Source organism: Bacillus sp. AY18-3 (genome assembly GCF_008042305.1).
Classification (GTDB): domain Bacteria; phylum Bacillota; class Bacilli; order Bacillales; family Bacillaceae_G; genus Bacillus_A; species Bacillus_A wiedmannii.
The window spans coordinates 303,751-317,805 of sequence record NZ_QKQR01000013.1 but is presented as its reverse complement, the minus strand read 5'-3'; the positions used below and the strand labels follow the sequence as shown (position 1 = coordinate 317,805).

The following is a 14,055-nucleotide window of genomic DNA, read 5'->3' as shown; positions in this document are numbered from 1 at the left end:
CATACAGTACGTCGTCTAATATATGGGAAGGAGGAAATGATGTGGATGAATTAACGGTAGAAGCGTTTGAAATAGAAGATAAGGAACTCCTTATCGATGAAATCATGAACAAGTATGGACAAGAAGTCTTACAACTTGTGTATTCATATGTAAATAATAAAGAGGTTGCTGAGGATGTAACGCAAGATATATTTGTGAAATGTTATAAATCTCTTCATACATACAAAGGGAAGTCGAATGTGAAAACGTGGTTATGGAGAATTGCGATTAATCAATGTAAGGACTATATAAAGAGTTGGTATAACAAAAAGGTGATCGTGGCAGAGGATGAATCTGCTTATATTGGGGTTCAAAATGATAGTGTCGAACAAATTGTCATTCAAAATGCGGAGGACCGTGAGCTCGCTTCTGCAGTAATGAATTTACCGATAAAATATCGAGAAGTTATTTATCTATTTTATTATGAAGAATTATCAATTAAAGAGATTGCTATTGTAATAGACGTGAAAGAAAACACGATAAAAACGAGACTGAAAAAAGCGAAGGAGCTTTTGAAGAAAGGATTGGAGGAATAATCAAATGGAAGATCGATTAAAAGGCCTGCGAAAATCAATGGAGAATACAACGTTTAAACATTTGAGTTTTTCTGATCAACACCGAAAGCGGGTGCGCGAAAAAATCAATGCATCACACGAAAAGGAAGAGGACATCTCTTTAGCCATTTTACAACTCCTCAGTAATGAAAAAACAGGATACGAATTGTCACAGCTGTTACGAGGGAGAGGGATTCGAAAATTCGAAGGAAATGAAGGTTTTTTATATACCGTATTACATCGTCTAGAACAGAATCGTTTTATTCAATCTAGCTGGGATCATGCAGGGGCAAAATATTATCAATTAAATGATAAAGGAAGAAAGATGCTGCGAAAGGCAGAAAAAAATGTTACGAAGGTACAATTTATATTAAAAGGCTTAGTACAGGAGTGAGGAGAAATTGAATAAAAAAGGGGAGCGTTTTGTAAGCGAGGTTACGAATCATATTAAATCAAAAGAAGCAAAGAGCTTTGTAGCAACGGAACTAGACTTTCACTTAAAACAAGCGAAGAACACGTGGATAGAAAAAGGATTAAGTGAGGAAGTTGCTGAAAATAAAGCTGTGGAACAAATGGGAAGCCCGATTAAACTAGGGCAAGAACTTAATAAACTTCATAAGCCAAAGGTTGATTGGTTCTTACTTATTTTATTGGTGGCTGCGATGGGGTTAGGGTTTTTGCCGGTTTTAGTTTTTGGATATACGAATGATGTAATAATAAATAAGGTGATATTTGTTATTCTCGGTGTTATAACAGCGATTGGGATGATGTTACTTGATTATCGGAAATTAGAGAGAATGGGATGGTTGTTTTATATAATCGGAGTAGTTGTCCTGTTAATGCTATACTGTTTTCCAAACGCTTCAATGATTGGAGAACCGTTAATACAAATCGGCCCAATTGCAATTGACTGTCTAATGGCAGTGCCTTTCTTTTTTCTAGCTTGGGCTTCTTTTTTTAATAATAGTAGGTTAAAGATTATACATCTTGTGGTTTTATATTTATTTTCTTTGTATTTATTTTTGATTGTATCCACCCTTTCGTCAATTTTTATCTATATTACGATGGTATTCGTTATGCTTTGGTGGAGTAAGCTAGGAAAGAACACGTCGTTGATTATTACGGTTGTACCTATTTGTTTATTTATTATCAAGGTATCCGTATCATGGTCTTCAGGATACCACTTAGATAGACTTTTAGGGTATTTAAATCCTGAGAGTGATGCAGGTGGCGCAGGATTTATGTATATACGATTAAAAGAGGTAATGTCATCAGCAGGTTGGTTTGGTACATATGGAGATATAAAATTCATCCCTGCTCCGGATACTGATTTTGTATTTGCAAGTTTGACTTACTATTATGGGTATTGGCTTGCGCTAATTCTTGTCTTCGTTCTTTCGCTTTTTGTAGCAAGATTAATAGTCATCTCTTATAAAATAAATGATCGGTATGGTAAATTGCTGCTTGTTGGTGGAGTGACTCTTTTTGTATTTCAGTTCATTTATAATGTTGGAATGATACTAGGATTATTGCCGATTGCTGCTATATCCTTACCTTTTATTAGTTACGGATTAACGCCGACTGTATTTCATGCGCTTATAATGGGGATCGTGCTGAGTGTATATCGGCGTAAGGATATTTCATTTAGAATGAGAAAAACACCTTAATATTTATATAAGTTGTCTATAAAAGTATTCATTATTATGATCAAGTACAAACGTAAATAGATAGTAGAAGAGGGTTATGATAAATAACCCTCTTTTCGTGTTTAAATAAGTGCACTCTCTTTAATAGAAATACATAATTCAGAACGAGAGATTGATTCAGCTAGTTGTTGTAAATAGGAGTATTCTTCCGCATTTTTTTCGGAAGTGTTAGGATCTAATAAAGGTGAAGATAGAAGTACATCAAGTGTAAGTATGTCTGCGTCATGAGAAATGATGTGATAACCTGCAAATACAGGGCGTTTTAAGTCTTTTACTTTTTGAATCATTTTATGGAATTGCGTAATACTTATATGGATTGTGGCTAGTGGAAGACATTTTTCGCTAGGGTTCTCGATAGTCTTTCTAATTTTATAATCGTATACGTAATAGTACTTTTCTTGTTCTTCTAGTTTTTGTAACTCTTTCGTTAATAAATGGTATGTATCTGTAAGACCGGTTGTGAGTGCATCGTGTTCTGCGCCAACTAATAATGTGGTAGGTCTTGGTGATGAGATTTCGAGAGGGCGGACGTTTAGGTCGGTAAAAGTAGGATTAGATTGTAAAATGGTATGTAGTTTTTCAGTAGGAAACACGCCGTCATAAATAGCAATAAAATAATGGTTCATCTTGTCACTCCTTAGCTTTTTCTAAACTGATATATTCTACTTTTAAGGTATAAATCCTGCACAAAAAAGAAACACCTTGATTAGTATCAAGGTGTAATAAGCTCAAAACTCTCCGAATCAGCCCCAAGTATAAAAGGACTAACCTCGCCAACGCTATAAAGTTGCAGTTCATGCATTGCGCGCGTGCAAGCAGTGTAGAACAATCTACGAACGCTCTCGTCGCTGTATACATCTTTAGAAGTATTGTAAATAATAACAGCATCAAATTCGATACCTTTTGCTAAATAAGCAGGGATCACGACAATGCCTTGCTCATACTCGGCTGAGTTACTCTTCACGAGTTTAATATTCTCGATATGACGAAGTGCTTCGTAGGCAGCGGCGCTTTCAGCTGCAGATTTACATATAATTGCGATCGTATTATGCTGCTCTTTTTGTAGTTCAGCAACTTTGGCAGTAATATGCTCGTGCAGTTCGCTGTCATTCGATACTTTCGTCACTGTAGGTTTCTCACCGTCACGTTCAAAGGCGTGAATGTTCTCTCCTTCCGGTACGAGAGCACGTGTAAATTCAATAATCGGTTTTGTTGAGCGATAGCTACGAGTTAAGTTGATACCGTTCGTTTCATCTGGTCCGTATAAGCTAGTAAGTGTATTGAAATTCACTGCTTCACTCGCATGGGCAAATATCGCTTGGTTAAAGTCTCCGAGTACAGTCATTCTTGCAGCAGGGAAGAGACGTTTTAAAAACTCAAATTGAAACGGTGAATAATCTTGTGCTTCGTCTACGAGTACATGTTTAATCGATCTATTCGTTTGGAAGCCTTCAATTAATTCTTTTAACAGTAAAAATGGAGTCGCATCCTCGTAATATAGCTTTCCTTCATCAAGCATGTTTACTGTTAATGAGCAAATATCATCCCACTCTTTCGGTTTTTCCCCAGCAACCCATGATGCATCTGTGAAGAGTTGTTTATATATGCCTGTGAAGTTGATGAAGCGCAATGTTTGAACACCTTTACGAAGCGGCTTCAATTTTTTACGGACAATCATACGTCCAAGTACTTTCGTTTCTTTCTCAAAATCATTAAAGGAGTTGTCGTCAAACTCGCCCTTTTTCTGTAAATATTTATAAGCCTTTTGGTATTCATCTTTACTAAGTAATTCAATTTCCTCTTCTACCCAAGGCTTTTTCAGTTCTGTTTTTTCAATTGCATCTATTTGTTTATTTAGCCAATCCGTTAACTTTTCAATTCGATTATGGAAGCGGAGGGAGGAGTCAGTATTGTAAAACTGCTCTGTAATTTCTTTAGCAGAAGCAATTAACTTGCCTCTAAATTTCATTCCTCTAAATAGCATACCTGAAGATTCAAGAGATTGTCTGTACGCTCTAATCATTTCGAAAAATTGAGTAGATGCTTTAAAGCGAATGCTAGCATTTCTCGTTTTATAGGTAGGGCTATTCGTTTCAGTTAACATATATTCTAATTGCTCATAAGGATCTTCAACGTCAAATGACTTACTGAGTCTATGGTTTAAATATTCTTGGAATGTCACTTGCTGCATATTTTCTTCGCCGAGTTCAGGTAGTACGTTAGATACGTAGCTGTTGAACATAGAGTTAGGGGAGAAGAGAATAATTTGATCAGCTTTTAACCATTCGCGATATTTATATAGTAAGTAAGCGATTCGTTGCAGGGCAGCTGACGTTTTACCGCTACCAGCAGCTCCTTGCACGATAAGGAGTCGGCCTTCATCGTGACGGATAATTTCATTTTGCTCGCGCTGAATCGTAGCGACGATGCTTTGCATATGTTTGTTCGTACCTTTTCCGAGCGCTTGTTGCAAGATTTCATCGCCAATTGTAAGGCTCGTATCGAACATAGAATCAATCTCGCCATTTTGAATAATGTATTGTAATTTTTTCTCCACATTACCGTGGATTACGCCACCTGGTGTACTGTATTCAGCTGGCCCTGGTGGATAATCGTAGTACACACTCGAAATAGGTGCGCGCCAGTCATATATAAGAAAGTTTTCTCCGCTTGCATCAGTAAGTGTAGCTACGCCAATATAAATTTGCTCCGCAGCAGATTCTCCTTCTTCTTTAAAATCAATTCGTCCGAAATAAGGTGCTTTATGCATACGTCTTAATGCGGCAAGTCGATTAAAGGTGTGCTTATGGGTAATTTGTGTGACAGCTAGTGACTGAGCTTGTTGTCTCAAGTTGATAACTGTTTCAAGATAATCATCGAAAGTATCAGTATTCACTTTCACGTCATCCCAAAAGTGTTTACGAATATTGATTACTTCTGCCCGACGTCTGCCAGTTTCGTTTTCCAGTTTATCAATTTGCTCCGTAATCGTTTCTATTACGGTATCCAATCGTTTTTGCTCTAAATCAAGTTTTTTGTTCATACGTAAGCACTCCTTTAAAAGTGAAAAATAGAGGTTGACTGAAGATGTGTTTTGGTGTACAATTAAGATACGGATAAATACGTTCTGTGTATTTTTGAAAACGTGTTTCTGTACTAATTTAACATAGTTTTTTCATTTAATCAATGATAATAAGATAAACCTTGGTTCCGTGTGGTGGAATCGAGGTTTTTTTGTGTTTCTTGAAGAGGGGATCGCAATCATTGTCAGTTTTTGTCGGTAAGTCGATATATTTTGAAAATCGCCGATATAATTGGAGTTGCGGTCGATATAATTGAAAAATCGCTGATATAATTTAGATTCACGAAAATCAACTACATAATTTCATGTACCGAATCTAGACGCAATGTATCGCGAGAAGAGGGCAAACAAAAAAGCTCGGGCTAATCCCGAGCTTTTCATTATTTCTTTTCGTCTTTCTTAGCGTCAGCTTTTTGCTCTTCGAAAAGATCTTTTAAATCTTTATCGTCAACTTTTACGTCAGCTTTTTTGATTTCTTTCATCATAAGATCGTTCATGAATTCGCCGTCTTGAGCTTTCTTCTGAACAAGTTCTTTTTTGATGTCAGCTTTAGATTGTTCGAATGATTTTTCTGGTTCTTTAATGTCTGTCACTTTAATGATGTGGTAACCGAATTGTGATTTCACAGGCTCGCTTACTTCATCTTTTTTCAGTTTATAAGCAGCATCTTCGAATTCTTTAACCATTTTACCAGCGCCGAAGAATCCTAAGTCGCCACCTTTTTCTTTTGAACCAGTATCTTCAGAGTATTGTTTTGCTAACTCTTCGAAAGATTTACCTTGTCCAAGTTCTTCTTTAACCTTTTTAGCAGTCGCTTCATCTTTTACAAGAATGTGGCTTGCTTTAACTTCAGGCTTGTAGTTATCTTTTAATTCTTTATCAGTGATTGTTTTCTCGATAGCTTTTTCTTGAGCTAATTGAGCACGCACACCAGTTTTTAAAGTTTCTTCTTTAATACCTTGTTGTTTTAATAGTGTATCGAATTGATCACCGTATTGTTTTTTCATTTCATCGAACTTTTTGTCTACTTCTTTGTCTTCAACTTTGTAGTTTTTAATAAGTACTTTTTCCATAACCATGTTGTTTAGTACTTGTTTACCAGCTTGTGTCTTCATTTGATTGTAGAACTCGTCTTTTGTAATGTCACCAGCTTTAGATGTAACGATTTTGTCTGATGATGATCCTGTTCCACATGCTGATAATGCGATTACACTTGTTGCGGCTAAGGCAAGCATAGCTTTCTTCATTCGATAAACACTCCTACTATTATGTATTTTTAATTTATCCTACACCAATGAATTTTAGTTCATAAGAGCCCGATTAAGTCTCACTGATACTTTTGCTTTGTATATTGGTAAAGCGCGCTTAACAGGGCTTACCGAGGCTGAGGATAAAGTTAAGATGCGTGTCATTTATTTCATAGTATAAGCAATATGTACAAAATTTAATATATCATATTTCGACTCGATTTCATATTGATAAAGAAAATTTAACCAGTGCGTGTCAGATTTTGAAGGTGTTCCATATTGGGCGCATGCCGCATATACAGAAAAGAGGAGGGGATGGGGATGAATTCTCAACTTATTTTATTACTTGTACTGTTTATTTTATTGGTTATAGTAGGTATAATTTGCTTATAGAGGAAAAAAGTGAGGAAGGGGCTTCCTTCCTCACTTTCCATGAAATATAATTTCTATATAACTAGAAATTAATAAAATTGTTATACATACATTAATAACCCGAAAGACACCGGGTTGGCGGCTCGCAGCTATTTGTTTTCGTTCACACAGTGTATGTGTCATGAAATTCGTGTAAAATATAACAAGAAGTGCGAATGCGACAAAAACAACTGTTATAAGTGTCATGAGGCGAGACCTCCTTTTGGTAAAATACATATACTTTATATATTGTATCATACGATATTTTGTTCGTGTTATAAAATTCAGAAATAGAAGACTTTGTGTTAGAAAGAGAGGGAGAAAATGGACGTTGTTAGAAGATTAGAACAAGCTGAATACTACGTAGACCTACTATTTAAAATGATTGATGAAGAAAAGTGTCCATTTTATTCTTTGATCATAAAGAAAAAAGCTCGTAAAAAAGATATTGAACGTATACTAAATCTTTGTGAAATACTGAACGAGCAATATGTAGTGGAGAAGGCAGAAGGGCTTCTTTTGTTCGATGCGCTGTTAGATCAATTTGAAAAAGCGCTTCCACATCAGCTCGAAGTATACGAAACTGCGGAAGCGCTAGCAAAACAAGGTTTATTTAAGCCGCTTATGAATGAATTCTTAAGCATGATTGCGAAAAAATAAATAGATTACTTCTTAACTAACTTCTGATCGGATTCCGTAAAGTTCTCCTCAATATTCTCTAATGATTTCTCAAAAATATCGATGAAGTCTTGTCCGTAAATGTTACGCAAGATAGCGATAAGTTCGATATTTTCTGGGAACTTACCATAGAAATTACGAAGTGCAAGAGCCCCATTAAATACAGAGTTATTTTCAGGATCATACTCCTCCATTAAGCGAAGTAGTAATTCTTCCCCTTTGTCTGTAATCTCAATGTACGTATTTCGTTTATCATCTTCTTTTTTTGAGAATACAAGATAGCCGCGTTCTTCCAGCTTTTTCGAGAAGTTAAACGCCGTTGATACGTGCATAACTCCAAACTTAGCAATCTCAGAAATAGAAGCCCCTTTTAAATGATAAGCGATTGACAAAATATGATGCTCATTAATGTTTAAATCGTAAGGCTTAATCCACTGTTGCCAATCTTTCTCTACACATTTCCATAACGCTTTCGATAATTGAGCAATGCGTTGGCTGAAAATCATCGCTTCTTTTACCGAGTAATCTTTTTCTCCACTTTTCATTTACTCACCCACTTTAACATTCTTTTTCATTACTATCTATTATGCCAGTAAAGTAAAAATTAATAAAGTCTTTTTGTGAGAATTGTGAAAATTTTTCGGAAAAATGACATTCTATACAAATCATGCATAACTATGGAAGCGTTTTATGAGTCGTGAATACATGTGTTGTCCTTACATGTTAAGTGATAACATATATTGTAAATGCATAAAAACACGGCATATCTGTGTGATATGCCGTGTTAAGGTCGATTTATATAAAAAATATTTGTTATATGCAAAAAACTAAGCAGGAATTTGTTTACGCTTTTTCCGGAACAGCTTCTTGTAGTTTCTCAATTGATTTTTGAATGTCCAAAATCTCTTTCTCAATATGGCGTTTGTTTTGAGAAATGTCTTGCTTCCAGTTAGAAATCGTATCGTGCATATCGTCTTTTAATTCTTGAAACACTTCTTTACCTTCTGAAGCAGTTTCAACGATTTGACGTTTTAATAATTTTGTATCAGCTGTAATATCAGCTAAAGTCTTTTTAATATCATTTCCTTTTTCTTTTAACTTACCGCGCATAGCTTTACCAGAAGAAGGAGTAGAGAAAAGAACGGCTAATCCAGCAACTGCTCCGCCGCAAATGACACCTGTAATAAAGGATTTAGCTTTTGACATAAAAGGAAACCTCCTTATTTTTTGTTCGTATTCATGATGTGAAAAAATATGCATATCTTTAAGATAAGGGAAAGAAAATTGTGCGGTGCACGTTCCCTGGCATCTTGAGTGAAGAAACAAGCCTTGCAATATTTAATCACGTTAGGAAAGTGGCTTGTTATGTATTACTTCTTATTATAGTGTCACTATTTCACACTATTTGCAATTGTACTTGCGATGTTCTGTAAATTTTCCATTGTGTATTCATTTTGATGTGATTTCCAAACAGCACCGAAACCATCGTTTTCACCGTAGCGTGGAATTAAATGAAGGTGGAAGTGGAACACAGTTTGTCCAGCTTTTTCACCGTTATTGTTAAGTAGGTTAAAGCCAACTGGGTTAAACTCTGCTTTAATCGCATTTGCGATTTTCGGAACGACAGAAAAAATGTGTGATGCGATTTCTGGCGTTAATGCAAAAATGTCTTGTTTGTGAACTTTTGGAATAACAAGAGTATGTCCTTTTGTTACTTGACTAATATCTAAAAATGCAAGCACATGTTCATCTTCGTATACTTTTGAGCAAGGGATTTGCCCGTCAATGATTTTGCAAAAAATACAATTATCTGCTGTATGATTCATCGATCTCATCCTTTCAAATATCCTTAGCCGTATTTTACCATAATTACATAAGAGAACAAACACGAAAAACAGGAAGCTGACTCAGCTTCCTGTTTTCTGAAGAGGGATTGAAAAAGCATTATCGTAATTTACGTTTCGCAGACACCTCATTTATTTAAGAAATGCACGGTAAATCGGCTAAAGTTTCTGCCGCAGACACCCCATTTTCAAGTGAAATGAATTGCAATCTTTTATAAAATGAAATTGTTTATTTTTTAAAACAGTATATGCTCTTTCGGAGACACCCCGTTTCGAAAATGAAACAAATGATCTGGTTATGTGTAAATTTCTTTGTCCAACATGGACACCCCATTTCATGATGACTTAACTATGTTGTTGTACTCATCAATTGGTGGTCGCTTTTTCAATGTGTTCCTTCTTCACTAATTATGATGTCCGCTTTCGTAAAAATATATGCTAACAAATTTAAAATTTTTTTAAGACATCGATACTATGTAGTACAGCGCCATTTTTGGTAAGATGAATATAGAAAATACTAATGAAGAAAGTGGTGTCGTATGAGCGAGTTATTGCGTGTAGAAAATGTTACAGGAGGATATACGAAGCGCCCTGTACTAAAAGATGTTTCGTTCTCTGTTAATAAAGGCGAACTTGTCGGCTTAATTGGTTTAAATGGAGCTGGTAAAAGTACGACGATTAAACATATTATCGGTTTAATGGAACCGAAAAAAGGAACTGTCACAATTAATGGGAAAACAATTCGTGATGATATGACAGCGTACCGTTCTAGCTTTTCGTTCATCCCAGAAACACCAGTATTATATGACGAGTTAACGTTAGAAGAACATTTGAAGTTAACAGCGATGGCGTACGGTGTCGATGAACAACAATATGAAGAACGTGTAGGACAACTATTACAAGAATTTCGTATGAAAAATCGTTTGAAATGGTTTCCGTCTCATTTCTCAAAAGGGATGAAACAAAAGGTAATGATTATGAGTGCGTTTTTAGTGGAGCCATCTCTTTACATTGTGGACGAACCTTTCGTTGGGCTTGATCCGTTAGCGATTCAATCACTCCTTCAAATGATGGATCAAATGAAAAAGAGCGGCGCGGGCATTTTAATGAGTACACATATTTTAGCGACAGCAGAGCGTTATTGTGATTCATTCATTATTCTGCATCAAGGTGAAGTGAGAGCAAAGGGAACATTATCTGAACTTCAATCACAGTTTAATATGCCAGGTGCAACGTTAGATGATATTTATATTGCATTAACGAAGGAAGAAGATTATGAATAGCACAGCATTATGGAAAGAACGATTTCGTCACTTTCTAAAAGAAGTTCGTACATATAGTAAATACGTATTTAATGATCATTTGAAATTTATTTTCGTATTCATCATCGGCGCAGGAGCGTATTATTATCAGCAATGGTTACAAACGTTAACACCTTTATTTCCGACAGCGCTCGTTATGGCAGTGTTGCTTGGTCTCGTATTAACGGCCGGATCTATTCAAACGTTATTAAAAGAAGCAGATCTCGTTTACTTGCTGCCAGTTGAAGAAAAGTTAAAACCTTACTTCACAAAGGCATTTCTCTTTACGTTTATGATTCAGTTATACATAATCGCAATCGTAGCGGCAGCGCTTGCCCCGTTATACTTCCAGCAAATGAAACAAACAGGAGCGGCTTACATATGGATTGTACTCGCGTTTGTCATTGTAAAAGCGTGGAACTTATTTGTAGCGTGGGAAAAGTCATTTTTAACAGATCAAAATATACAAAGAGCTGATTGGTTCATTCGTTTTATTTTAAACGGCTTATTTGTTTATTTCCTTGTAGAGCGTACTTCCGTTATGTTTATTGGTGGAATCGTCCTTCTCATGGTGTTATACCTCGTAGTACTGCATCAAATGGTGAAGGGAAAGCCGCTAAACTGGGAGTATTTAATTTCTGAAGAAGGTAAGAAGATGATGCTGCTGTACCGCATCGCGAACATGTTCGTTGATGTACCAGCATTAAAAGAAAGAGTAGCACGCAGAAAATGGCTCGATTTTATCCTTTCGATGATTGGTGAAAAACGTACCTATTTATACTTATATACGAGAACGTTTTTACGATCTGGTAATTATTTCGGCTTGTATGTGCGCCTGCTCGCTCTTGGCGGAGTTATTTTGTACTTCATTCCGTTTTTATATGGACGATTTATCGTAAGCTTTATTTTCCTATACTTAATCGGTTATCAGCTCTTAACGTTATGGAAGCATCACCGCATGAAGATTTGGCTTGATTTGTATCCGGTCGGGGGAGAAGAGAAGAAGAAAGATTTTCTTACTTTATTAAATGCAATCCTTATTATCGGTAGCGTGATATTTACAGTTATATTCGCCCTTGCGACGAAAGATTTCATGATGACGGGCATTTTATTAGTCGTAAGCATAGTATTTAGTATCGGTTTCGTTTATCAATACGGGGCGAAACGTATTGAGCGTTTAAATTGAAGGGAATGAACCTATGATTACATACGAAGAGAAGGTTATAAAAGAATTGGAGCAGTGGAAAGCTACATTCATGAAAGATTCTTCTATGATGACACGGTTCTCTAAGAAAGTGCAGACGAAAGTACAACAGCTTATTCCGGCGAAAGTGCAAAAAGTATTAACAGAAACGATTCGGATGATGGTGCAAACGATTAGTGCCGGATCAAACTTTATAAAGCCGAAATTAAAAGAGACGAACTGGTCATTGCAAAGAAGAGACGACGAAGTACGCAAAAAAATGGATGAGTACAAAAAAATAGCAGCGGCAGAAGGAGCGGGGACGGGAGCAGGCGGTATTCTCCTTGGCCTTGCTGACTTTCCGCTTTTACTCGGCATTAAAATTAAATTTTTATTCGATGCAGCAACGTTGTACGGATTTGATACGAGCAACAAAGAAGAGCGCCTTTTTATCCTTCACGTTTTCCAACTTGCCTTTTCAAGTGACGACCACCGAAAAGAAATATGGAAAGCAATCGAAACGTGGGATACAGAAGAAGAAAATCATATGGACTGGGAAAAGTTCCAAACAGAGTACCGAGACTATATTGATTTAGCCAAAATGCTTCAGCTCGTACCAATAATCGGTGCCCCGGTCGGCGCATATGCGAACTATCAATTACTGCAAAGACTCGGCGAAGTGACGATGAATTGTTATCGTATGCGATTGCTGAATAGGAATTAAAAAGAAAGCATCCTAAATGTGTGATTTAGGATGCTTTTTTGTTTTAATGATTAATGCTTCAAAAGAAGAAGGTATAATTCGGATTGTCTTTTCAGTGTTTTAGGCTGAAATTAGTAGTAGAGATAGAACCGATATTATAATCATCTTTATAATCAATTGAAGTAGTAAATTTCTTATTTGTATCATCTTTGATATGACCCGTTATAAAAATAGTTTCGATATCATTAGAAGGAAATCTATGATTTGTAATAGTCACTTCTAAATTCTCTTTTTCTTTGAAATACTGAATGGTTTCTTCTGTTGCTTTATTAATGATTTCTTCCTCGGTATTATTTTCATTATTACAGCCTCCTAAGGTAGTAATAATGAAAATGAAAACTAAATAAAAAAACAATCTTTTATGCAACATAATTCTCCTCCAATCATTGGTTCCTAAATTAGGGATATATCAAATGTTGCAGAAGAGAAACTTTAAAATGTTTTAATAGGTTCAAATCAATCTAGGTTTTTAAGAATTATTTGAGGGGCTCCTTTTGAAAATAAAAATAGACACCTTATTGTTAGGTGCCCAAAAGTTTGATACATTGCTTCTAAATTTTTAACGTTAGAAGTTGAGCTTATTGAATATTGATCTCATCCTTTATATACATATGAAATAATTGGAATTAATATAAAGGGCCAACAAAAATATACTTTATTTTCATATTAATTTCAGTCATCATAACTAATACTTTCAACCTTATTTTTATAATTTATATCTGCAGTTATTTTATGGTTTGGATTATTTGTTACATGACCTGATACAAAAATCACCCAAAAATCTGAGGGGGCGAATTCCACTCTTGTCACTGTGACACCTAGCTTTTTATCTTCTTTAAAATGTTGGATTGCGATCTTTTTTGCTTTTTCTTTTAATGCTATTTCCTCATTTTTTTATCCATATTGTATTATTTTTTTAGAGAAAAATTCGTTGAAACAGAACCAACATTATAATTATTATTGTAATCTATTGTAGCAGTGAATTCCTTGCTTTCATCATCTTTGATATGACCAGTTATGAAGACTGATTCTAGATCATTAGAAGGGAACCTGTAATCAGTAATAGTTACATCTAAATTTTGTTTCTCTTTAAAGTAATTAATTGTTTTTTCTGTTGCTTTATCTACTATTTGTTTTTCTTTATTATTTTCCTGCATATTACATCCCCCAATTATTGTACTTACAAAGATAAAAAAGACAAAAAAGGTAAATTTTAGGATTTTAATTCTCATGTTTACCCTCCGTTA

At 35.4% G+C, this 14,055-nt stretch carries 17 protein-coding genes; 8 read left to right on the top strand and 9 right to left on the bottom strand.

Features of this window, described 5'->3' with window-relative positions:
- Positions 1-41 precede the first annotated feature (41 nt).
- From DM800_RS13175 to DM800_RS13165, 3 genes are read left to right on the top strand one after another with little or no spacing between them, the layout of a single operon-like run.
- Entirely contained in the window at positions 42-575 is a 534-nt protein-coding gene (locus tag DM800_RS13175) for a sigma-70 family RNA polymerase sigma factor (RefSeq protein WP_060489197.1), read from the top strand.
- A 4-nt stretch (positions 576-579) separates the two neighbouring features.
- Positions 580-987, top strand: a complete 408-nt coding sequence (locus DM800_RS13170) for a PadR family transcriptional regulator (protein ID WP_088062319.1) — start codon at positions 580-582, stop codon at positions 985-987.
- 7 nt (positions 988-994) lie between these two features.
- On the top strand, positions 995-2,260 hold the full coding sequence (locus DM800_RS13165) for an FtsW/RodA/SpoVE family cell cycle protein (protein ID WP_147786962.1): 1,266 nt from the start codon (positions 995-997) through the stop codon (positions 2,258-2,260).
- A gap of 101 nt (positions 2,261-2,361) precedes the next feature.
- On the opposite strand, the gene DM800_RS13160 is transcribed toward DM800_RS13165, so the two are convergent.
- The 3 genes from DM800_RS13160 to prsA all read right to left on the bottom strand — a co-directional run bounded on the left by DM800_RS13160 (position 2,362) and on the right by prsA (position 6,628).
- Complete coding sequence (locus DM800_RS13160; protein ID WP_147786961.1) at positions 2,362-2,925, bottom strand: hypothetical protein; 564 nt, start codon at positions 2,923-2,925, stop codon at positions 2,362-2,364.
- A gap of 86 nt (positions 2,926-3,011) precedes the next feature.
- Entirely contained in the window at positions 3,012-5,342 is a 2,331-nt protein-coding gene (helD, locus tag DM800_RS13155; RefSeq protein ID WP_147786960.1) for an RNA polymerase recycling motor HelD, read from the bottom strand.
- A gap of 419 nt (positions 5,343-5,761) precedes the next feature.
- The gene (gene prsA / locus DM800_RS13150; protein ID WP_147786959.1) at positions 5,762-6,628 is read right to left on the bottom strand and encodes a peptidylprolyl isomerase PrsA; all 867 of its coding nucleotides are present in this window, start codon (positions 6,626-6,628) and stop codon (positions 5,762-5,764) included.
- Positions 6,629-6,907: 279 nt separating this feature from the next.
- On the opposite strand from prsA, the gene DM800_RS29905 reads away from it, so the two are divergent.
- The gene (locus DM800_RS29905; RefSeq protein WP_002007073.1) at positions 6,908-7,021 is read left to right on the top strand and encodes a hypothetical protein; all 114 of its coding nucleotides are present in this window, start codon (positions 6,908-6,910) and stop codon (positions 7,019-7,021) included.
- A 30-nt stretch (positions 7,022-7,051) separates the two neighbouring features.
- Here DM800_RS29905 and DM800_RS13145 read toward each other — a convergent pair whose 3' ends face one another.
- Positions 7,052-7,246 carry a hypothetical protein gene (locus tag DM800_RS13145; RefSeq protein WP_000172690.1) on the bottom strand — a complete coding sequence of 65 codons (195 nt, stop codon included), beginning with the start codon at positions 7,244-7,246 and terminating at the stop codon, positions 7,052-7,054.
- Positions 7,247-7,363: 117 nt separating this feature from the next.
- Between DM800_RS13145 and DM800_RS13140 the strand changes: the two genes are divergently transcribed.
- Positions 7,364-7,699, top strand: coding sequence for a DUF1878 family protein (locus tag DM800_RS13140; RefSeq protein WP_147786958.1), 336 nt, complete (start codon positions 7,364-7,366; stop codon positions 7,697-7,699).
- Positions 7,700-7,704: 5 nt separating this feature from the next.
- Here DM800_RS13140 and DM800_RS13135 read toward each other — a convergent pair whose 3' ends face one another.
- The 3 genes from DM800_RS13135 to DM800_RS13125 all read right to left on the bottom strand — a co-directional run bounded on the left by DM800_RS13135 (position 7,705) and on the right by DM800_RS13125 (position 9,543).
- Positions 7,705-8,262, bottom strand: coding sequence for an HTH-type transcriptional regulator Hpr (locus DM800_RS13135; RefSeq protein WP_000834920.1), 558 nt, complete (start codon positions 8,260-8,262; stop codon positions 7,705-7,707).
- A gap of 298 nt (positions 8,263-8,560) precedes the next feature.
- The gene (locus tag DM800_RS13130; protein WP_087985644.1) at positions 8,561-8,923 is read right to left on the bottom strand and encodes a YtxH domain-containing protein; all 363 of its coding nucleotides are present in this window, start codon (positions 8,921-8,923) and stop codon (positions 8,561-8,563) included.
- Between the two features lie 185 nt (positions 8,924-9,108).
- Entirely contained in the window at positions 9,109-9,543 is a 435-nt protein-coding gene (locus DM800_RS13125; RefSeq protein WP_001016840.1) for an HIT family protein, read from the bottom strand.
- 557 nt (positions 9,544-10,100) lie between these two features.
- Between DM800_RS13125 and ecsA the strand changes: the two genes are divergently transcribed.
- From ecsA to ecsC, 3 genes are read left to right on the top strand one after another with little or no spacing between them, the layout of a single operon-like run.
- Positions 10,101-10,844, top strand: a complete 744-nt coding sequence (gene ecsA / locus DM800_RS13120) for an ABC transporter ATP-binding protein EcsA (protein ID WP_001292607.1) — start codon at positions 10,101-10,103, stop codon at positions 10,842-10,844.
- Positions 10,837-12,048, top strand: coding sequence for an ABC transporter permease EcsB (gene ecsB, locus DM800_RS13115; protein WP_147786957.1), 1,212 nt, complete (start codon positions 10,837-10,839; stop codon positions 12,046-12,048). Before ecsA ends, ecsB begins: the two co-directional genes overlap by 8 nt.
- Before the next feature lie 13 nt (positions 12,049-12,061).
- Positions 12,062-12,769, top strand: coding sequence for an ecs operon protein EcsC (ecsC, locus tag DM800_RS13110; protein WP_000634133.1), 708 nt, complete (start codon positions 12,062-12,064; stop codon positions 12,767-12,769).
- Positions 12,770-12,860: 91 nt separating this feature from the next.
- Here the strand turns inward: ecsC and DM800_RS13105 are convergent, their stop codons facing one another.
- Both DM800_RS13105 and DM800_RS13100 read right to left on the bottom strand, forming a co-directional pair.
- Positions 12,861-13,178 (bottom strand): DUF1433 domain-containing protein, encoded by a 318-nt coding sequence (locus tag DM800_RS13105; protein ID WP_147786956.1) that lies wholly within the window; start codon positions 13,176-13,178, stop codon positions 12,861-12,863.
- A gap of 538 nt (positions 13,179-13,716) precedes the next feature.
- On the bottom strand, positions 13,717-14,040 hold the full coding sequence (locus tag DM800_RS13100) for a DUF1433 domain-containing protein (protein ID WP_179955673.1): 324 nt from the start codon (positions 14,038-14,040) through the stop codon (positions 13,717-13,719).
- Positions 14,041-14,055 lie beyond the last annotated feature (15 nt).